Here is a 596-nt window from a genome sequence, read left to right on the forward strand (position 1 = left end):
CGCCTTCGCCACCGGTATTCCTCCAGATCTCTACGCATTTCACCGCTACACCTGGAATTCTACCCCCCTCTACAAGACTCTAGCCTGCCAGTTTCGAATGCAGTTCCCAGGTTAAGCCCGGGGATTTCACATCCGACTTGACAGACCGCCTGCGTGCGCTTTACGCCCAGTAATTCCGATTAACGCTTGCACCCTCCGTATTACCGCGGCTGCTGGCACGGAGTTAGCCGGTGCTTCTTCTGCGGGTAACGTCAATCGGTGAAGCGATTAACTTCACCGCCTTCCTCCCCGCTGAAAGTACTTTACAACCCGAAGGCCTTCTTCATACACGCGGCATGGCTGCATCAGGCTTGCGCCCATTGTGCAATATTCCCCACTGCTGCCTCCCGTAGGAGTCTGGACCGTGTCTCAGTTCCAGTGTGGCTGGTCATCCTCTCAGACCAGCTAGGGATCGTCGCCTAGGTGAGCCATTACCCCACCTACTAGCTAATCCCACCTGGGCACATCCGATGGTGTGAGGCCCGAAGGTCCCCCACTTTGGTCCGAAGACGTTATGCGGTATTAGCTACCGTTTCCAGTAGTTATCCCCCTCCATC

1 rRNA gene is annotated in these 596 nt (G+C 56.0%); it reads right to left on the minus strand.

Annotated features, from left to right (window positions below):
• Positions 1-596, minus strand: a 16S ribosomal RNA gene (locus ACPUC8_RS26000); the annotation flags it as partial.

Source organism: Pantoea sp. CFCC18177 (genome assembly GCF_059412425.1).